The organism is Nostoc sp. LEGE 06077 (genome assembly GCF_015207705.1).
Classification (GTDB): Bacteria; Cyanobacteriota; Cyanobacteriia; order Cyanobacteriales; family Nostocaceae; genus Nostoc_B.
This window is the reverse complement of sequence record NZ_JADEWI010000007.1, coordinates 43,483-64,687: the sequence shown is the minus strand read 5'-3', so window position 1 is coordinate 64,687 and position 21,205 is coordinate 43,483. Positions and strand designations below refer to the sequence as shown.

Annotated in this window: 19 protein-coding genes; 12 read left to right on the top strand and 7 right to left on the bottom strand. The window is 39.9% G+C overall.

The window, feature by feature from the left end; genetic code table 11:
• Positions 1–18: 18 nt before the first annotated feature.
• The 7 genes from IQ244_RS07090 to IQ244_RS07060 form a co-directional block, all read right to left on the bottom strand.
• Positions 19–1,500 (bottom strand): hypothetical protein, encoded by a 1,482-nt coding sequence (locus IQ244_RS07090; protein WP_193891242.1) that lies wholly within the window; start codon positions 1,498–1,500, stop codon positions 19–21.
• Positions 1,501–1,624: 124 nt separating this feature from the next.
• The gene (locus IQ244_RS07085; protein ID WP_193891239.1) at positions 1,625–2,191 is read right to left on the bottom strand and encodes a Uma2 family endonuclease; all 567 of its coding nucleotides are present in this window, start codon (positions 2,189–2,191) and stop codon (positions 1,625–1,627) included.
• Positions 2,192–2,383: 192 nt separating this feature from the next.
• On the bottom strand, positions 2,384–3,895 hold the full coding sequence (locus IQ244_RS07080) for a DUF4157 domain-containing protein (protein WP_193891237.1): 1,512 nt from the start codon (positions 3,893–3,895) through the stop codon (positions 2,384–2,386).
• A gap of 114 nt (positions 3,896–4,009) precedes the next feature.
• Entirely contained in the window at positions 4,010–5,989 is a 1,980-nt protein-coding gene (locus IQ244_RS07075; protein WP_193891234.1) for an ATP-binding protein, read from the bottom strand.
• Between the two features lie 29 nt (positions 5,990–6,018).
• A complete protein-coding gene (locus tag IQ244_RS07070) occupies positions 6,019–7,284 on the bottom strand; it encodes a DUF4255 domain-containing protein (protein WP_193891231.1) in 1,266 nt (421 codons plus the stop codon).
• Positions 7,285–7,477: 193 nt separating this feature from the next.
• Positions 7,478–8,161 (bottom strand): response regulator, encoded by a 684-nt coding sequence (locus tag IQ244_RS07065; RefSeq protein WP_193891228.1) that lies wholly within the window; start codon positions 8,159–8,161, stop codon positions 7,478–7,480.
• Positions 8,162–8,355: 194 nt separating this feature from the next.
• Entirely contained in the window at positions 8,356–9,522 is a 1,167-nt protein-coding gene (locus IQ244_RS07060) for a sensor histidine kinase (protein WP_193891224.1), read from the bottom strand.
• A 452-nt stretch (positions 9,523–9,974) separates the two neighbouring features.
• Between IQ244_RS07060 and IQ244_RS07055 the strand changes: the two genes are divergently transcribed.
• The 12 genes from IQ244_RS07055 (at position 9,975) to IQ244_RS07005 (ending at position 21,154) form a co-directional block, all read left to right on the top strand.
• On the top strand, positions 9,975–10,517 hold the full coding sequence (locus IQ244_RS07055) for a Pvc16 family protein (RefSeq protein ID WP_193891221.1): 543 nt from the start codon (positions 9,975–9,977) through the stop codon (positions 10,515–10,517).
• A gap of 89 nt (positions 10,518–10,606) precedes the next feature.
• Positions 10,607–12,277 (top strand): phage tail sheath family protein, encoded by a 1,671-nt coding sequence (locus tag IQ244_RS07050; protein WP_193891218.1) that lies wholly within the window; start codon positions 10,607–10,609, stop codon positions 12,275–12,277.
• A gap of 113 nt (positions 12,278–12,390) precedes the next feature.
• On the top strand, positions 12,391–12,876 hold the full coding sequence (locus IQ244_RS07045) for a phage tail protein (protein ID WP_193891214.1): 486 nt from the start codon (positions 12,391–12,393) through the stop codon (positions 12,874–12,876).
• A gap of 56 nt (positions 12,877–12,932) precedes the next feature.
• A complete protein-coding gene (locus tag IQ244_RS07040; protein ID WP_193891211.1) occupies positions 12,933–13,400 on the top strand; it encodes a phage tail protein in 468 nt (155 codons plus the stop codon).
• A 93-nt stretch (positions 13,401–13,493) separates the two neighbouring features.
• On the top strand, positions 13,494–13,985 hold the full coding sequence (locus IQ244_RS07035; RefSeq protein ID WP_193891208.1) for a phage tail protein: 492 nt from the start codon (positions 13,494–13,496) through the stop codon (positions 13,983–13,985).
• 1 nt (position 13,986) lies between these two features.
• Positions 13,987–14,295: a hypothetical protein gene (locus IQ244_RS07030; protein WP_193891205.1), complete on the top strand. Its 309-nt coding sequence runs from the start codon at positions 13,987–13,989 to the stop codon at positions 14,293–14,295.
• A gap of 21 nt (positions 14,296–14,316) precedes the next feature.
• On the top strand, positions 14,317–14,688 hold the full coding sequence (locus tag IQ244_RS07025; RefSeq protein WP_193891202.1) for a phage tail assembly protein: 372 nt from the start codon (positions 14,317–14,319) through the stop codon (positions 14,686–14,688).
• On the top strand, positions 14,682–14,831 hold the full coding sequence (locus IQ244_RS33185; RefSeq protein WP_322746035.1) for a DUF6760 family protein: 150 nt from the start codon (positions 14,682–14,684) through the stop codon (positions 14,829–14,831). Before IQ244_RS07025 ends, IQ244_RS33185 begins: the two co-directional genes overlap by 7 nt.
• A gap of 2,004 nt (positions 14,832–16,835) precedes the next feature.
• Positions 16,836–17,888, top strand: a complete 1,053-nt coding sequence (locus tag IQ244_RS07020) for a response regulator (protein ID WP_193891199.1) — start codon at positions 16,836–16,838, stop codon at positions 17,886–17,888.
• 31 nt (positions 17,889–17,919) lie between these two features.
• Positions 17,920–18,297: a response regulator gene (locus tag IQ244_RS07015; protein WP_193891196.1), complete on the top strand. Its 378-nt coding sequence runs from the start codon at positions 17,920–17,922 to the stop codon at positions 18,295–18,297.
• Positions 18,298–18,301: 4 nt separating this feature from the next.
• Positions 18,302–18,799 (top strand): chemotaxis protein CheW, encoded by a 498-nt coding sequence (locus IQ244_RS07010; protein WP_193891193.1) that lies wholly within the window; start codon positions 18,302–18,304, stop codon positions 18,797–18,799.
• A gap of 60 nt (positions 18,800–18,859) precedes the next feature.
• A complete protein-coding gene (locus IQ244_RS07005; protein ID WP_193891189.1) occupies positions 18,860–21,154 on the top strand; it encodes a methyl-accepting chemotaxis protein in 2,295 nt (764 codons plus the stop codon).
• Positions 21,155–21,205 lie beyond the last annotated feature (51 nt).

Sequence of the window (21,205 nt, the reverse complement as noted above, 5' to 3'; positions counted from 1 at the left end):
AATCCTAGGTTAAATATTTTATTCTTCCTTGTTTCCAGAGAAGTAATTGGTGACATTTTCATAAAGACTTGATGCGCCAGAAGCGATCGCACTTCCGGCTATTGACGCACCAGAAGCGATCGCATTTCCAGCTTTTGACGCACCACTAGCGATCGCACTTCCGGCTATTGACGCACCACTAGCGATCGCACTTCCGGCTTTGGTCAAACCTTTGTAAGCTAATCTCGTGGGAACTTCTATTGCTGTTCCTGCTAATCCAGCCGCACCAACTAACAAACCCCCAGCAACCGCTGTACCTTTATTTAATGCCATCATCCTGCCAGCTTCAACTAATCGAGATTTAGTATACGGACGAGTGGCGTTTTCTGTCATCGTTATATCTTTTGTATGATTACCATGACCTGCATCTCCGATAATATCTTCAGTATTTAATAGCTGAGATGTGTGTGCTTGTTTAATTCTGGCGAGTGTAGAAACATTCGCTAATCCTGAAGTTTCCAGATCATGTTCAAAAAAGGTTCCTTTGAGATGTTCTCCTCCAGCTAAATCTACAATATCGCCTTTAGCAATGTGGTGAACTACCTCTGGTCTTTCTTCTTCTGAGAGAGAATCAATATTGTTGTGATATTGTTTGGCATTAGGCGCGGCGGATTGAAATGTTACCAGTCGTCTTACCAAAGTTGGATGAGTACCAACAAAATGTTGAGCTAATGCACCGCCTAAACTGTGACCTGTAACATCTATTTTGCCTGATTGGGAAACAATATTACCGATGTAGCCAGTAGGGACTTCTTTGAGCAGATTTTGAATACCACCATGTCCAGGAGAGTTAATATCTAAATCTTGCCATGCTGTTGCTAAATCACTGGTTCCACGAAATGCCAACACAGGATGTTTTCCGGCTGTTACTCCTGCTTCTGTCGGTAATAATAATCCATAATTCAAACCACTACCAGCATTAACAACATTGCCATCAGGAAACCATTGTTCTTTAAATCCTTGCTCTCTCAACCATTCTTTATCTTGATCTGTTAAAACGTCATCATAAATTAAGCCATGTCCAATTTTCTCTAAATTAATATCTTGGGGATTAATTGGCGTTGTCCCATTTTTGACTTGGGAAGGATCGATATCTCGGTTGAGAATTTGAGTTTGGCTATGCTGAATATTTCCAATAATAGGTGAGTGAACTCGCTGTATAGCTTTGACTACAGCGTTAGTTTCTTGCTCATATTCATCTCCTGGTTCACCAATAGCAAGTTTCATCTGAATTCGTGGTGGCGGCGGTGGTTGATAACCAGGAGGAAAAATTGGAATGTTGGCGAAATTGTGACTAGGGAGTAATGTATTATTTCTGACTTGTTGAGCCTGTAAATCGGGTGTTTGGGTGGTATCTTCAGCTTCAGTTGGGACAACAAACGGACGAGGCGCAAATTGATTTACTGGTTTGTCAGATTGATTTGCCGATGCTTTACCTGTTCTATGTTGTCGCTTATACATTTTTCTTCTCCAGAGATTTTTGTGCCAGCATCACAGATACCGTATTTTTGCGACAGAGGTATTGTAAAATTTTGGCACTATCTTACTGAAGATTAATAGCGATCGCCACAATCAATACTATTGTTTACATAGATTGCATCTTCAGCCAACTAAAAACCTGCTCTACCGACAGATTTAGGTCGATTTCTGGTAAACTCAATAAGCGATCGCTACCTTCCAACAATTGTGGTTGTTGATTCGGAGCAAAAACAAGAATAGAGCGATCATTTGGATCGATTAACCAACCAAGCTGACAACCATGTTGTAAGCAGTAAAGAATATTACCAATTACTTTATTGGAACTTTGTTCAGGAGAAAGAATTTCAATTGTCCAGTCAGGACACAGTAAAAAATCGTTGGGTGCTTCCCCATCCGCATCAAAGGGAATGCGCGACCATTGGAAAACTGCTACATCAGGTACAATTGAGCGCGTACCAAAACTACAACGCAACTCTGGGAAAGCATAAGCAATCTGTTGATTTTCTGCAACATCATTAATGCTATTACACAACTTTAACTGCAATCGACTATGCTTCCCTTTCGGCATTGGTTTTTGAATAATCTCGCCGTTGATATATTCACTAGCTGGTTTGGTTTCTGGGAGCTTCAGAAACGTTTCTAGGGTTAGATTTGGGCTAGTTGTGGCACTCATAGCTCCTGAAGATTACGAGGTGTGATTTTAGTTTAGCAGGGTGGTTGGATGGGCGATCGCCACAATCAATACTATATGTTTACATAGATGGCGATCGCTCTCAAAAACCCAACACATTTTTCTACTAACTAGCTGTCATCCTCAGCCAAGTAAAAATTTGTTTGATCTGAGAAATCTTTACTGAGGAGAGGATTAGGATGGTTGACATGCTTTCAGTAATTCTTGGGAATCTTTTTTATTTGTTTCGACGCGGGTTCCCGGCCCTATATTGTACTTGTCGCCCTTATTCTTGAAGCCAGGTCTTTCTAATCCTGTTTTAGTAATGTGTACATGCCATTCTGGAACGATACGTAGAATCTGTACACCATTGAAGTAGAAAGTATATGCAGTATCCTCTGTACCTGTAAGTTTAGGAACTTTGTATGTTCCACCTTGTGCTACTACGGCGTTATTCTTAATCAAGGTAATCAAAGTTTGGATATTAATTGTTGATTTATCCTGCATTTCACTCCAGCTGCTTGCCAAAGTAGTCAGTGCTTCTGTGGTGTTTACCTCTCCTTTAGCCAGCACACTTAGCGCAGTTTCCCGAGCGTCTTGGCTGTAATTTTTTAGAGAATTCAGAACCACTGTTAAATCCCATACTTTAATTGTACAGGTCATGGCACATTTTTTGATTATATTTGTATCTTCCGTTGTGTCTTGAAAAAGAAGTAGTTGTTCGGCAGTCACACCGAGTTCTTTCAACTTTGCTTGCTGTGCATTTGCTTTTTCAATCGCTACAATCGCATCTTTTATTTTCTTCTTATCTATTGTATTTGGAACGAGATCGTTTACTTCGTCATCCCAGGTATCAGATTCTTCTCTCTGTAACCATTCTTCAAGTTTTTCTTTTGGGGCATTGTTTATGCTTTCTTCTGTGACATCGCTGGCATCCTCTAGCTTGTCTTTAAACCTTTGGATAACTTGCTCATAAGATTTTGATATCTTTGATGTACCACCTCTCTGCTGCACCACATGGGCTAACTCATGACCAAGTAATTCCTGTCCCGCTCGGCTGCCTGGATCGTATGCTCCTTGGCGAAAGAAAATATCTTGCCCTGTGGTAAAGGCTTTTGCTTGAATTGACTGATTTAACTGGTCAGATTGAGCATCAGTGTGAACTTTCACGCCGCTGAAATCAGTGCCAAATGCCTGTTCCATTGGTTGTCGGATACTTTCTGTTAGTGGCTGTCCGCTACTCCTGGCCTGTTGTATCGATTCTTCTAAATCAGGTGTTGCAGCCATACCACCAGCCATAGACAGACGCTGCACTATGGGTTTCATTTGCAGTTCGTCTTCTTCTTCTGTTGATTGCTGACGCTGAACCTGTTTACTCTCAGGTGCATTAATTCGCTGCACTACATCTGCTGCTAATCTGTCCGCTTCTTGTTCGTATTTGTCACCTGGCTGGCCGATGGTGAGCTTCATTTGAATGCGGGGTGGCTGGGGTTGAGTGACATTGCTGGCAAATACGGATATATTTCGCAAGTTGTTGCCAGATTGTTTTTTCTTTTCTGATTGAGTCTGTAAATCAGGCGTTTGGTTGTTGGTTATTTCTTCGGCTTGCGGCTGGACGACAAAGCGGCGTGGTGCAAATTGATTGGAGGTTGAGGTATCAGAATAATTTGTAGAAGCTTTTTTTGTTTTGTACTGTCTTGTATACATTTACTCAACTCTCCAATTTTTTAAATTAGTGGTTTGTTGTCCAGACATAGCTAGTATCAATTTTGGCATTAACTTGTGGACATTGGTTAGCGATCGCCACTACTATTCACAGTGTCAAATCCAACCTTTCACCTCGGCATCTGTTAACTGTCTTTCTAGCTTGGCGTACTCACTCCTGGCGGCTTGTAAAAGATGTTTCATCTGCACTGCTTCCCCGCTATCGGCTGCTAAAAAGGCGGCGTTTAGAGCGATATTGCGAATATTACCGCCCGATACATTTAATTTGGCTAACTTACTCGCATCTAAATCTTGAGTAGGTGTTTGACGCGGAAAAACCCGTTGCCAAATCTCGGTGCGCTGGGTGATATCGGGAAAAGGAAACTGGGCAATAAATCGAATTCGCCGCAAAAATGCCTGATCTAAGGAAGCTTTTAAGTTGGTGGTGAGAATTGCTAAACCCCGGTAAGATTCCATTCGTTGCAGTAAGTAGCCTACTTCAATATTGGCGTGGCGATCGTGGCTGTCTTTGACTTCGCTACGTTTACCAAATAAAGCATCTGCTTCATCAAATAATAAAATTGCGCCTCCGGCTTCGGCTGCATCAAATACGCGCCGCAAGTTTTTCTCGGTTTCGCCAATGTACTTACTGACAACTTGGCTTAAATCTATGCGGTATAAATCTAAACGTAGTTCATTGGCAATTACTTCTGCGGCCATTGTCTTACCAGTACCACTAGCGCCAGCAAATAAGGCGCTGATACCTAAACCCCGCCCGCCTTTGTTGCCAAATCCCCATTGTTCATAGACTTTTGCCCGTTGTCGGACATGGGCGGCGATATCTCGGAGAACTTGACGTTGTGCTTCTGGTAAGACTAAATCATCCCAGTTCGCGCCCAGTTCTAGAGGTTGCGCCAACTCATCTAGACGTGATCGCGCTTGAGAACGGCAAGTATCCCATAAGAGAGTGCTGAGTGCTGTACACTGAGCGAAGTCGAAGTGTGAGTGCTGACTTTTAACTTTTAACTTGCCTTTGGCTTCTGCACAAATGGTGTGAATATTAGAAGCATTTAGGCTGAAGTGGGAAACTAGGGTGTCTACATGGCCGTTGAGGCTGGCGGCTGCTTCGCCTAAAGCATTTTGCCAGATGATCCGTTGTTCGGGGGTGCTAGGTTTATGAACGTCGATCGCAATTAGGGGACGTTGGGGCGATCGCTTTCTTTCTCGACTAGTGATAATTAAGGGACTGGAGATACTCGCTATCAAGCGAGCGATCGCATTTTCTTTGACTGGATCTGTCTGATCTACTTCGTCACAATCCAATAGCAAAACGCTATTGTTGAGCATCGATTCTCTTTCCCACAGACGCAACAATTCGTTGATCTCGTTCTGACGCAAGTGAGTAATTGCCCCAGCGGACATTAACTGTAAATTGAGATTGAGTAACTTGCACGCTGTGGTGGCGATCGCTTTTTTGCTGGCGATTTCATCTCCACATAACTGGATAATTGGTAATGCTGTTTGTGTTTCAATCCAAGTTGTGGCTAATTGTTCAACTAACTGCTGATGAGAGGGGATATTTTCAATACTTGGCATTTCCAGCGGTTGAACAATACCTTGTAATCTTTCATCTAAATGATTCAACCCTAACAAATAATGAAAAATTCGTTCATCAATTCGCAAAGGACTCAGATTTCGGGTAGTACCTTCACCAACTTGGATTAACTGCCACTTTCGCAACGGTGCATTTGGTGTAAAGGCATTCCAATTAGGTTGCGGTAAGGTTGCTGTAGCTAACATAAAGGTTGGGTAGGGTTTTCCTAAACTACCTGGGGCGTTAGCACACAACAAACCCCAATTAGCATCTAATTCCATACCAACGCACAGTAATAATACATAACGTTCAAATTCTGATAAACCAAAAATTTGACTGAGATTGTTGAGGGCTGGCGGCGGGAGATTGGGATAATGTGGAGTTAAGTTTTCTTGAGGATCTTCAGGTATTAAGGCATGACGAACTATATCTAGAACATTCATTAAGTAATCATAGTTAGCTGCTTGCCATTCATAGTTCTGAGTTAATAATGTATCTATCATTAATTTCAAATCTCAAATGGGATGGTTTATTAGGCGATCGCTATTACAGGCCCGATATAACTTTCATAAGTAGGACTATGAGGATCTGTATCAACTGAGAGTAAACTTTCGGCACCGTCTACAACTAGGCGAACTAAATAGTTTCCGGGTAAGCAATCGGTAATCGCAAAGGTAATAGAGTTGCTGTTATTGCGGCGGTGCTTGGTTTGTTCGCAGGAATATCCGGTAAATTGGGTGAGGGAAAGTTCTGTTAAAACTAAAGTGACTTGTTGTGTTTTCTCAATTGTGAAGTTAACTATAACGTTGACATCCGCCGATCGCAGGTCGTTACCTCTGCCATGTAAATTAGATACGGTAACTTCTTGAATGGTGGGGCGCAGTAATATCGGCACAACATTGGAGTTTACACGCTGCTGGGGATGAATTACTTGTATACTCTGAACACCAGCCCGTAATGATTCTACGGGTATGGTGGCAAGATCTAAAGTAATTTGCGTTTCGGTGACGGTTTGAGGAGTGATTGTCACGTTACCAATGCGGACTTGTGTAATATCTGCGTGTAATTTGTTGCCTTGAATTAACAAGGTGCTGGTGGCGAGAATTAGTGGTGTTGCGGGATTTTGGGTTTTCCAGAGTTTGGCTATTTCTTCGGCTACCTTGATGTGAGCGATCGCTGGTTGGTATGGTGTAACATGACGCTGAATGTTGCGTACAGGTAAGGGTTTTTTCGGGATGTCGCCGCTATCAATTAAGATGACACTGGCTTTATAACCCAATGAGAGGGAGTATGGTGTTTGAAAAAATACCGTCCAAATTTTCGAGATTTCTTCGATATTCATATCAACGGGAGAAATAGCGATCGCTTCCACTTGTTCGGCTAAGTTAGAATCGGCTAAAAATGTAAAAGTTGAATCGGCTACTGTTTCCCGAATCATCTCTTGGGTGATAATCGATTTGCTATTGAGTGTGCTGACAATACTACCCATGAGGCGCTGCGGTTCCAACTCTACATCGTTACCGTAACAGGTGATCAAGTAGTACAAATCTAAACCTGTTTGCGATCGCTTAATATATTTTTCTTCAGAGTGGCGTTGTCTTAAATCAGCACTGCGCCAAGCACTATTGAGTAAAACATCGTAAAGATAAATGTTTACTCCTGCTTCTGGTGTAGCATTATTCAGGCGATCGGGTCTCACAGTTGTCACCCGCGCACCATCTATATCTACTTGGACACTGGCTTGCAATGTTCTTTGTAGCGTTGCGGTGATGGTGGCTATGGCTAAATAGTTGCTCATTTTTATAGTGCTGAGTGCTGAGTGCTGAGTAAATGATTATGGTGTGATGTAATAAAGAAAGTGAGACATTAAAGTTTTTTGAAAGTAAAAAGTAATGATTTTAGTTGAATAATATTTAACAACTTGTCTCTCAACATTTTTCTGATAAACTCCCTTTTCTTACTTAATCAAATACTCAGCAATCAGCACTAAATTATGGACAAACTAAACCTAGTTTTAATGCTTTGACGATGGCTTGAGTGCGGCTGGTGACACTTAATTTTTCAAAGATAGCTGTTAAGTGGGCTTTAACTGTGGCGACTGTAATATATAGATTGCCAGCAATTTGTTCGTTAGAAGCACCTTGAACTAACCAATTTAAAACCTCTTGTTCTCTTTCTGTGAGATGAATACAACTATTACTAGAGTTTAATGAGTGTCCTGTGTAGTAGTGAAACAGTCTAAAAAAGGCAGTTGCTACATCTGGTGGTAAATAAACTTGATGATTAATCACAGTCGTAATTGCTTCACACAATTGAGTTGCTAATTGGTCTTTAAATACATAACCACAAGCACCAGCTTGCATGGCGCGAAATATCCATTCATCTTGTTGATGAGCCGATAAAATTAAGACTTTACCGTTATAAGATAATTCTCCCAGACGTTGCAGCGCTATAATGCCATCTTCTGGGGGTAATTCTAAATCTAGTAATATTAAAGCGGGGTGTTGTTCCGCAGTTAATTTCACTGCTTGCTCAACAGATGCGGCTTCTCCAATCACATTCAAACCCAGACTACTACTAGTTGTATAAAAATTTAATAAGGTGCGTATACCTTTACGAAAATGCGGTTCGTCATCGACGAGCAGAATAGAGATAACCTCTTTTTTAGTATTCATAGTAGATAGTGTGCCTGGTATATAAAAGAGAAGTCAGTAGCTAGAATTCAAAAGTCAGAACTTATCTGAATTTTGGCAGTTAAATTAAGTTGGTTGACAAGAACAGCAGAGCATATTTTGATTAAGCTCAGTAACCATTTAAAACTGTGAAAAAGCTGGCAGTATAAATCTTATTTCTTTTTACTTTTACCTTTTTACTTTTGCCTTTTATGCGGTAATGTAAAGGAAAATTGTGCGCCACCTTCTGGGAGATTTTCTACCCATAAGTTACCTTGATGTGCCAGGATAATTTTTTGGGCGATCGCTAGTCCTAAACCTGTACCACCTAAACGCCGAGAATAATAAGGCTTAAATATTTGCTTCAATTCCTCTGGGGCAATTCCGGAACCGCGATCGCAAATTTCAATTATCACTTCATTACTGTAGGCATACCAATTGCAAGTTATTGTCCCGCCACGAGGACTAAAATGAATTGCATTGGATAGTAAGTTATCAAATACCTGTTTCATCTGCCAGTGATCTACTGTCACATACACAGGTTTCTCAGGATAGTTAATGTTTAATTCTTTTTCTTTTAATAAATGCTGTAAAGTTTTAATACATTCACCAATAATTGTTTGCAAATTGTGTTTTTTAAATTTTAGATTTGCCCGTTGTCCACGGTAAAGTAAATCAGTTAATTTAGTGCTGAGTTCATCTACAGTTTGCCGAATTAATGTGGCTTGTTCTTGTAAATCACCCTGTGGTAATGCCAAGCGGAGATTTTCTGCATAGAGATTAATCAATGCTAAAGGATTCCGCAATTGATGTTCAGCTTGTCCGAGTGTTTGAGATAAAGCAGCAATTTCTTGTTGTTGGCGCGATCGCTCTCTATACATAGCTAAATAATTACTCAGTATTTGAGCATTACTCAGCAGTAATTGTTGCTGTTCAGCGGACAGTGATTTACTAGTACAAATCAATAAATAATCGGCTGTTGTCACACTATGTTTGCTAATTCGGCAAACATAGCTGTGATAAAAATCCGATGTTGTGAGTTCCGTAATTTTGAGAACGGGAAAATCCTCGCGCCACCAAGTTTCTGCTTGCAAAAATGTACAATCCGAGTTGAATTGTCCAGCCACAAAGTGGTTGGTTTGCCAAGCTTGTTCTGCTAAATATTCAGCCACTAAGTGACGTTTTCCTTTTTCCAAATCGTGATAAACAGTCCAGATAGCCACAGTCGGCAATAAGGCAGTTAATTGTTGAATAATTAGCTGACAAATTTGGTTAAAATCTGACTCTGGCAGCTTACTCTCTGAATTGTTTACCAACAAAGGTAGCGGAAATTGAGAGGTTAATTTTTGTGTAGCCACCCTCATCCTGTTTTACACTCCGAAACACTCTAACAGCGAAGAAGCATTATGGATGCTACTCAATCTCAGATATTTTCTACTGGGAGAAATTATGCTTCTTACTGTATAAATACGGACGAGTTTAGCTTACTCTACAGCTTTGGAATTTGGGGAATTTAAAACAATAATTTTACAATATCGACCAAAGTCTAATAACCGCCAGCCAGCTAGATCCCTAAGCTAGAAAGAGTTAGCCCAATAGTGGCAAATTAACCAGCAACCAAGCCTAATTCAAAGGTTTATTTTGTGCTGTCAGCCCTCTGCCTTCCGTAAGTTAGGTAGCAAAGTAGTCACTTTCTGCTGCCTACATCAGGAACTCTGGTAAGGACGCTTCAACCTCCATAGATTCATGCTGGCGGTAAAAATACACCCGCCAGACTGATTAAGGGAGCATTTCAGTCACCCTGCTGTTGTGTCTTATGATCCCAGCTGCTACCCAGACTTTAGCAAAAATTTTAGCTGGCGGGATTTCCCTGCTCAGTACAGAACAAATTGATTTCAACCACCCTGGTGTGGAACAGAATATCAACCCTAGGCTGAATTTATACTGTTACAACATTCAAGAAAGTGTTGACAAACAACAGTCCAATTGTCAGCAAGCCGCAGACAAAAGGAAATTAGTCTTATTCACACCGAGGTGGTTTGATGTCTCATTTTTGGTGAGTGCTTGGGATTTTACCAGTTTGGGTGAACAGCGTCTCTTGTCTGAGGCATTAATACTACTTTTGCATCATCACTCATTACGAGAGGAAGTGCTGGCTCCCACACTTCGCGGTCATGGCGAATTAGCAATGACCGTTTGTGCTATTCATCCTTTGGATGCTGCGGCTTTGTGGAATGCTCTAGGAGTACCATTACGTCCAGCTTTGTATGTGACATTAACAATTCCCTTGAACCTGGAAAGTTACTCTGTGACTGAGCCAAGGTCAACTGATTGTTCAAAACCAACTCAAAAAGTATGAAGTGTGAAGGCAAAAGGCAGGAGGCATGATTTTAACTTCATACTTCAAACTTCGCACTTCATACTTCAAATTTAGGAAAACCAAGTGTTATGCCAAGATTAGATTATTTTGCACCTGGTGTCTACGTTGAAGAAGTAGACCGAGGTAGTCGCCCAATAGAAGGGGTGAGTACCAATATCGCTGGCTTTATCGGGTTTACAGAAGATGTCCGTGGTGATGCGGAATTATTTAAACCGATGCTAGTGACATCGTGGAACGAGTACCTAGAATACTATGCTAAACAGGGTTCGGACGGTTTCACAGATTTTGATGCTTATTTACCCTTTGCGGTGAATGGTTGGTTTCTCAACGGTGGTGGACGTTGTTGGGTCGCTAGTATCGGCACAAAACTCCCTGGTTCTCAGCCACCACCACCAGAAGAAACTGCTTTAAAACTACGTACTACAGGGAATCGTCCCTCTTTAAGCTTTGTCCTGAAGCCTGCTGAGGGTGACGATGATGGTGGTGCAGAAGGCAGAATAAATGTTTCTGTCACTGAAAGTCAACCGCGTCCGCCAGAAAGCCCAGAAGCAGAACCACCAGCCAATACTGGGGAATTTTTCAAAGTCGTAATTAGCCGGAATGGGGAAATTCTGGAAGAATACGACAATCTTTCTATGAATCCCCAAGTGGAAGCACAGCTAGGTGCTTATGCGGTGACAGCTTTGCAAGAGTCGCAATTTGTGACTGTGGCTGACTTAGAAACACCGGGACAACCCCTGTCGCGTCGTCCTGCAAATGGTACTTATGAAGTTAGTCCCCCGCCAGTAGTTTCCACTCCTGACCGTTTTCCCAGAGATGTGCAAGGTGTACGAGACGATCGCACCGGGATGCAAGGTATCTTTGAAATTGACGAAGTTACCATGATTACTTTTCCTGACTTGATGCGGGCTTATCAAAACGGCATCTTGGATTTGGATCAGGTTCACGGCATCATGGAAGCGATGGTCAGTATGTGTGAAAATACTGCCCCTAACCGGATGGTAGTGTTAGACCCACCACCGTGTAAAGGTGGTGGTGCGCCTGTACCTCCTACCCAGGTGAAGCCCCAGCATATTGCTCAGTGGTTGAGTGCATTTAATCGGCGATCGCAATTTGCCGCCCTCTACTATCCTTGGATTAAAGTCCCCAACCCCCGTAACGGAGGGAGACCAATTTTGATTCCTCCCGCTGGTCATATGTTGGGCGTTTGGTGTCGTACCGACGAAACCCGTGGTGTATATAAAGCACCCGCTAACGATACGCCCAGAGGTGTTATTGGTTTAGCCTACGAAACCAACCTACGAGAACAAGAACTACTTAATCCATTAGGTATCAACTGTATTCGTACCTTCCCCAACCGTGGTATCCGCATTTGGGGCGCTCGCACTTTGGTAGAACCAGATAACGTGCAATGGCGTTATATCAGCGTTCGCCGCTTGATGAGCTATATCGAGAAGTCTGTAGAACTCGGTACGCAGTGGGTAGTATTTGAACCCAACGACCAAGATTTATGGGCGCGTGTCACCCGCACCGTGAGTAATTTCTTAGAAAGACTCTGGCGGGAAGGTGCTTTGTTTGGGGCTTCTGCCGCAGAGGCTTTTTACGTCAAGTGTGACGCGAGTATCAACACCCACGAAACCATGATGTTGGGTCGGTTGTATATCGAAGTTGGTGTATGTCCTGTGCGTCCAGCAGAATTTGTCATCTTCCGCTTTAGTCAATGGTCTCCTAACCAATAAGGGTTTAAGGGTGTAAGGAAAATGATGATGGTGTGATATTTCTACACCCTTCACATCTCTACACCCTTTCTAAAACAAAATTTCGAGATTTTTAGAAGCAAGGAGCTAAAAATATGCCTGATTTAAAACCGATTGCTGCCAGTAATTTTTACTTTGAAATTGATAGCATGACCGATATGGCTTTTAGCAAAATCGGTGGTGTTAAATTTGAAGCCAAAGTTCAAGGTCAAGATAAACCTTTAATGTCTACTAAAGGTGGAAATACTGTTAGACAAATTAACTCTGCCGGGTTTGAAGGACTATTCAATATTGAAGTCACAACTTTAATGAGTGGTGATAGTGATAGCACCAGCAAAAAAATGTATGATTGGTTCAAAAAATGTATGCCGAAAACTGAAAAAGGTGAAGGTAAATGGGCAGATAGCAAAAAAACTGGCTCTATAGTTGCCTACGATACTGATGGCAATGAGGTTATGCGTTGGGACTTAAAAGAAGCTTGGCCTTCTCAATATAAAATTGGAGATTTTGATGTTTCTGGCAATGGCTATGTTGAAGAAACTTACACCCTAACTTGTGAAAATATAAATCGTAAAAAATAAATTTTGCCTAGTTTTCTGGTTAATCAATCATTAAGTAGTTATCTGGAGGTTTGTTTATGCCAGAGTTTATTTCTAATGCCAAGTTTTACTTTGAGGCTGATGGCTTAACTGATATTCTGGTGCAGAAAATCAGTGGTATGCAAATGAAAATGGTCGTAGCTGGTGGAGATGCACCGATTGGTGTCACCAAAGATGGTAAAACTCAAACCAATGCTACTATCGGTGGCGTGGAATGCTCAGAAATTACCGTTGAATGTGTAGCAACGGCAGATTCTAAACAACTGCTTGATTGGTACAATAAATGTCATGCAGAAGCACTTTCTGGCGGTAAAGCCGAAGGACGCGCCAGCCGTAAATTAGCAAAACTTGCTATCTATGATGGAGATGGTAACGAAAAAGTTCAGTACGAATTTACGGATGTTTTCCCTACTAGCTATGGAACAGGAGATTTTACAGCAGGTAGTGGTGATTTGCTTACTGAAACAGTCACCATTGGTTTTACCTACTTTGAGAGGAAGAAATAAGTAGAAGTATGAAGTATGAAGTATGAAATTTTATCTTTCATTTTTTAGACTTCATACTTTTCTCTATCTGATTTTTTTTATATAGTAAATATAATGGCAGATTTTCCCGAAATTCTGACGAATAGCCGTTTTTATCTCGAACTAAAACTGACTGGTAGCCAAGAACCAGTAGATGGCTATTTTATGGAATGTCAAGGGTTTAAAATTAATCAGCAGGTAATAGAAGTTGCCGAAGTTACACCACAAACCTGGGGTAAGAATGGTAATACTAGTGGTAGAGTTGTCCGCACAAAAATTCCGGGCAATATATCTTATTCCAATATAGTTTTGCGCCGTGGTTTAACTATTTCTATGACAATGTGGAATTGGTTAGCTGCTGTGCAAGAAAGTAAATGGGGTGATGAAAGAAGGGATGGTTCTTTAGTTATTTATAATCAAGCAGCGACAGAACAATTTAGGTTAGAGTTTAAAAATGCTTGGCCTGCCAGTTATAAAATTAATGATGTGAATGCAGCTGGTAGCGAACACGAAATTGAAGAAATAGAAGTGGTTGTAGAAGAATTGAAACGAGTGAAAATAGCTTAGAATGTTGCAAACTGAATTTGAATTTACTTTACCGAAAGGATATTTGGATACAGATGGTAATTTACATCGTAAAGGAGTGATGCGTTTATCCAGAGCGATAGATGAAATTGTGCCTTTACGTGACCCGCGTGTAAAATCAAATCCAGCTTATGCGACAGTCATAATTTTATCTCGCGTGATTACTCATTTAGGTGCATTAGATGAGGTAACACCTGCGGTTGTGGAAAATTTTTTTGCTTGTGATTTAAGCTATTTACAAAACTTTTATCGCCACATTAATGAATTAGAAGAATTAGGGAGTGGAGAGTAGGAGTATAGAGGAGAATAACACATGACCAATATACAGACAGAATTTGACTTTATCCTCCCTAGAGGTTTATTAGATGCTGACGGAAATTTGCATCGCCAAGGTGTGATGCGTCTAGCGACAGCCAAAGATGAAATAATTGTGCAGAAAAATCGGGCTGCTCAGGAAAATACGGCTTACGCGGCGATCGCAATGCTATCACAAGTAATCACTCGTTTGGGCGACTTAACAGACATAACGCCTGGGTTACTAGAAAATCTTTTTTCACGAGATTTGGCATATTTGCGAGAGTTTTACAATCGAATTAATCAGCAAGGAGATGCTTATATTCCGGTGCAGTGTCCCCAATGTAATAATAACTTTCAAGTGGAGTTAGCTTTAGCGGGGGAATCATAAGCTACCCCTCAGACTTACTACACGAGGAGGTAGCCTGTATTGCGTTTCATTTCCACTGGAGTTTAGCAGATATTATCAATTTAGAACATTCTGACCGTCAGCATTGGGTCGAGGAAATCGGCAAAATGGTACAGCCAGAATAGCTGAGAAATGCTCTATCACATTAGCAAATTATTGGCTACATACTATAGGAAGATGCTCTGATATTCAACTCGTTCTAAATTAATTTTGGTGTGTCAAATAACTGCTTTCTACAGAGGTTTAGCACTGCGCTAAACCTTTTTTATAATTTATAGTTTTGTAAAAAAATAATTACTCTAGCACAAGCGCGATCGCAAGATAAATTTTATCATCGAAAGCTAAATATAATACACTGGGTTGTCATCTGAATTTTTTCTATCCTTCGATAGATAGGTGCAATCAATTATTTTCACAGTTAATATTTGGCCTCATAATGCCTGAAAAACGTGTATTCACCCTGGACGTAAATCCAGGGTTTTTCTCATTAATTAAAAAAATAAATATAGCAACAGCCAAGGTAATTAAAACATAAACACATCGTAAAACCTAGATAATATAAGATTTTTACTCCTGTCACCTGCTATATATAGCCATAAGATTTGATTTATAAATAGGGGTAGAACCTAGCATAGTTTCTGATTTTTATCCACAACTGAAAGGAAGATGAACTACATCTAATAAGGAGATAAATTATCTAGATATGGTAAACACCTGGTATATATAGGCTTGGACAATAAATGGCCAAGCCTTTTTCATCTTTTTGAGACAATAAATTTATATATAAAATTGCTATTAGTAAGCCCATATAGTCATATTTCTGTACTTAAAAATAATAGCCTAGATTTATAATAAATAGAAATCAAGAAGTATGCTTTTTGGCTACATCCTAAAGATAGATGAAGTATCTGAGTAGAAAGTAATAAATTAAATTTAGTACGTTGTTAAGCACAGCAATTTTTAAGGTTTGGCTAATGACCAAACCTTTTTTGTAATTAAAAAAATATAGGAATTTTGGCTGGATAATTTTGGTGATATATTTTTATTCCTAGATTATTTCAGAATTTAAAATATCATTTATATATCTGGCAATATCAGTTATTAAATCATTTGTATACATCCTTTAGGAAGATGAACTAAAGGATTACTTAGGATAAATTAAGCTTGGTGTAGTAAATGCTTGGTATACATAAAGGCTTGGTTAAACCAAGCCTTTTTTTGTACTCTTTCAAGAGTCTTATTATTACTAAATCTTATCTGTTCACTAATCGAATCCAAGTATATCTAAATGACAGCCCAAAAAAGTTTAAATGGGCTTTTTTGGTGTGCTTGAGATTATCAATACATAGGGGAAACTAGTAACGCTATGCAAAAGTTGAAAAGCTTATAGGGCAACCTTTTTGAGAATTTGCAATGAGTTGTTTATTTAAACCTCACTATACTAGCGATCGCCTCAAGTCTAAATCTATTTATATTAATTGCACTTAAAAAGTCTACCCAAATATTTTACATCAGTAATACTGGCTGAATTTACGAAAAACTCTTGAAATACTTACATTCCGACGCATCATCGTACGTGTTAGACAAAGAAGTCCGGCAAATAAACTGTTGAAGTTTCATTAAGAAGATTAATATTTCTGCTTTCCGTGGGAATCATATGGACAATTGCACTAACAGAGGCTAGAAGTGATTGCATCTAATGAATTTATGTGAATCTCCGGTAATCTTACTTAACTAAACATTACATTATATCTGGTTTGGGCAAAGCTGAGGTTTTTTAAGTGTAACTACTGAGAAAAATCTAGTTAAATTTTGCTAATTTAGCAGTATTCTTTCAGATTGGCTTATCTAAAAGTTGATTAAAGACAAGGGGATTGTTTTAATTTTTACTGTCTGTGAAGTTAATTTTCTTAATGCTGAAGAATTTCAAGGAGAGTAATTAATTTAACTTTTAATTGCCCGTATAAAAAAGATGTAAACATCAAAAATCCATAGCATCAAGTTACCTACGCCCAAAATTTATCTTAATTATTTGTAGTATATTTTACACAAAAAGCTAAGTCTTTCTGGGGATAGTAACTAAAATACGTACGAATTGATATGAAACGTCTTGAATTTAGCTGAAGTAAATGCAAAACCTAACTCCTATGAGTAGTCATCGGTTAATCCAAAAACTACATCCACTATCTTTATTAGCACAGTTAACTAGTCGGCGTGCTACGGGGTGCTTACGTGTATTTACTGGATCAACTTCATGGTCAATCCATCTAGAAGAAGGTAAACTTACTTATGCTTCTTCATCTGATAAGGTGTTTGAGCGACTTGATAATCAGTTGCGGCGCTTGAGTCTCAATATTCCCACACTCAATAGTGCTACTCGTGTGCAGATGCGACTGATGTTTGAACCAGCCAGTGAAAACCTGTCCATACCATATCCAGACTACCAAGCTATTTGTTGGTTGGTAGAGCAGCGTTACATCAGTTCTATGCAAGCAGCTACCTTAGTAGATGAATTAGCTAAAGAGGTGCTGGAGTCATTTTTAATTTTAAAAGAAGGAACCTACGAATTTTATCCTGATAGTTCATGGAATGAACTACCAAAATTCTGTCAGTTAGACTTGCGTTTACTAGTGGAATATTGTCAAAGACAATTACGTCATCGCTATCATATCCAGTCACCAGTTAATGTTACTAAAGGTTCTCCAGTTTTACCTGCAATTAATTCCCTATCTAATGGCAAGACGTTAAGCAAGAATAACAGTTTTGACTCTGGTGACAATAGCAATCACAAAAATTTTAAGCAATTAGAAAAAAATAGCTTATATACTGTTGCTTGCATTGACGATAGTCAAACTGTGTTAAATTCCATCAAGCTCTTTTTGGATGAAAGTACATTTTCAGTGGTGACAATTAATGATCCAGTTAAGGCATTAATGCAGATTCTCCGCAGTAAGCCTGACTTGATTTTACTAGATGTAGAAATGCCTAACTTAGATGGGTATGAACTTTGTTCATTATTACGCAGGCATTCAGCATTTAAAAATACACCCATCATTATGGTGACTGGTAGGACAGGATTTATTGATAGAGCTAAAGCCAAAATGGTCAGATCATCTGGGTATTTGACTAAGCCTTTTACTCAATCAGAATTACTGAAAATTGTGTTTAAACATATTAAATAATGTGGTCTTTAGCTCAAAAGGAGAATGAGGAGTGAGTCTGACTTTGGTTGGCACAATTTTAATTGTTGAAGATTCGCCCAGCGAATTAGAACTTATGAGCCATTATCTTAAAGAAAGTGGTTACAACGTGATTAAAGCAAGCGGTGCTAAAGAAGCTTTAGAACAAGCAGCTTTGCAAAATCCTGATGCAATTGTGACTGATGTTGTGATGCCGGGGATGAGTGGTTTTGAGTTATGTCGTTCACTAAAAAAAAATCCAGCAACTCAAAAGTTACCAATAGTTATTTGTAGCTCTAAAAATCTAGAAATTGATAGATTATGGGCTATGAAACAAGGTGCAGATGTTTATCTTACTAAACCATACACACGAGAACAGTTATTAAGAGCTATTAAATCAGTGGTGATTTAAATCAATGAATAATTCTAAAGTTATACTTGCTGAAAAACCTCTCCAAAATAACTTAGGAGATGGTTATCTGAAGTTTCAGCTAAATCAACAAACTGCTGCTATGTTGGCAATGAGTCACACTCAAGAAGCTGTGATTTTGCCTGTAGAAGCGATAACTCCGATGCCGAATATGCCTGGGTGTATCTTAGGATTAATGAATTGGCGTAGTCGGATAATTTGGGCAATTGATTTACCACGAATGCTCAATTTAGAAGCTATAGATACGCGAAGGCAGCAATATAATGTCATCGTTGTTAAGGTTGAATCACTGCTTTTAGGTTTAGTTGTTCAAGAAATTAAAGGGACAACTAAAATTATGCTTGATGATATTCATTCGCCCATTGGACAAGTAGCATCTAGTTTAGTTCCTTATTTGCGTGGATGCGTTGTGCAACAAGAAGAAATATTGCTGGTATTAGATGCACAAGCAATTGTGCAGTCTTCTATTCTCCGCAGTGATTAAGTTATTTGGAATACAGATAACTTTAGATATTTTTAATGTACCTATGCAGGAGAATTTCAGATGTTTAATAAAACTGACATGGCTAAGAGTGGGGATGGTAAAAATCGAGCTTCTTTGATTGCATCTACCAAAGTTTCTGAGAGTAAAGTTCCCGTAACAACTATTTCTAATGCAGCACAATCTGATGGTAAGATGCCGCATCATCTAGGTGGATATGTAAAACGGCTAAGTTTAGAAACAAAAGCCACAATTTTAGCGATCGCCATCAGTACTATACCAGCTTTATTCATTGGGGCGATCGCCTATACTTTGGCTAGTAAATCACTGACTAAGCAAATTACCCAATCGCAAACGGCTGAAGCTGTTGGCTTAACAGATAAAATTAACCGCTTTATGTCAGCAAGATATGGAGATATTCAAATACTTGCTAACTTGCCTTTATTTGTGAATAACAACTTCACAAGAAATACTAATACTCCCGAAAAGCAAGCATTACTAGATAAAATTCTGGCAGCTTATCAAACTTATAGTAGTATAGCTGTCTTGGATACTGACGGTAATGTGATCGTCCAATCTTCTGGGGAACCGTTAGATAACCAAAAGGCTAATAATTATTTCCAAGAAACTCTCCAAAAAGATGCTGCGGTTATTAGTCAACCCGAAAAATCTGCTGATATTTATCTAGCGGCACCAATTAAAGATACAGTCACAGGTAAAACGCTGGCAGTTATTAGAACCAGCCTACCGACTAAAGCTTTAGAAGAAACAATCAAAAACTATGCTGTTAACGGTTATCAATACACTTTACTAGATAATTCTGGCAAAGTTTTCTTAAGTTCACGCCCAGAACTATTAGGCAAAGAAGCAAAAGCTGAGTATCCTGGTTTAGCAAAAATTCTCACAACAAGCAATATTTCTACCCTAACAACTGTTCCCCAAAGTCATCATAAACGCCAATTAGTGAGTTACGTACCAGCACCAAAAATTGCCGGTTTAGCTAATTTAAATTGGCAGGTATTACTCACTACTGATGCGGCAATTTTATATGGCACTCAACGGCAATTGTTTTGGATAGTTACCATTGGGACAGGATTAATCGGATTGATTGTCGCAGCGATCGCCGCATGGTTAGCCAAGCGTACCACACTGCCGATCATCAATGCCACCGCTGCCGTCGCCAAACTAGGACAAGGTGAACTCAACACCCGCCTGGCATCAGAAAGAGAAGACGAGCTAGGTGTATTGAGTGCGAATATTAACAATATGGCTGCCCAATTTCAGGTATTAGTCGATGAACAAGCCGAAATTGCCCAAACTAAGACTATTATTCAACCAACTTCCAGCGATGAACGGCCAACGCAAGAAGCCCTACAACTGCAACTCTTAGAACTACTAAATGATATCGAAGGTGCAGCTAGAGGCGATTTAACAGTCCGCGCTGATGTGACAGATGGCGAAATTGGCACTGTTGCCGACTTTTTCAATTCTATTGTCGAAAATTTGCGGGATATTGTCACCCAAGTTAAGCAAGCAGCCACTCAGGTAAATACTGCCATTGGTTCTAACGAAACAGCTATCCGCCAACTGGCTGACGAAGCACTGGTACAAGCTGAGGAAATTAACCGCGCCCTGGATGCTGTTGATAACATGACTAGTTCCATGCAAGCAGTTGCGAATAGCGCTGAACAAGCTGCCACTGTAGCGAATAACGCTGCCCAAAACGCTTCTAAGAGTGAAGAGGCAATGTATTTAACAGTGCAGAACATCCTCTCTCTGCGGGAAACCGTTGGCGAAACAGCCCAGAAAGTCAAACGCTTGGGAGAATCTTCGCAGCAAATTTCCCGCGTGGTGTCCTTAATTAATCAAATTGCCATGCAAACCAACTTACTCGCCATTAACGCAGGGATAGAAGCCGCCCGTGCTGGTGAAGAAGGCCAAGGTTTTGCTGTGGTAGCCGAAGAAGTAGGTGAGTTAGCAGTCCGTAGTGCAGCTGCTACCCAAGAAATTGAACAAATTGTCGAGAACATTCAACGAGAAACTAGCGCTGTTGTCCAAGCGATGGAAATTGGTACTACCCAAGTAGGCGAAGGTGCGCGGGTAGTAGAAGAAGCCAAACAAAATCTCGGACAAATTTTCGATGTCTCTCGGCAAATTGATTCTTTAGTACAGTCTATTTCTTCTGCAACCGCATCTCAAGTGCAAACATCGCAAACTGTCAGCTTATTAATGAAAGAAATCGCTGCCATTTCTCAACGCACTAGAGATTCTTCCAGTGTAGTTTGCCAATCTCTCAAACAAACTGTAGAGATTTCTCATAAGTTGCAAGAGACTGTTGAGACTTTTAAAGTTAGTTAAATAACTGTCCAGTACTAAAAGTCAATAGTCCAATTTTGACTTTTAACTATT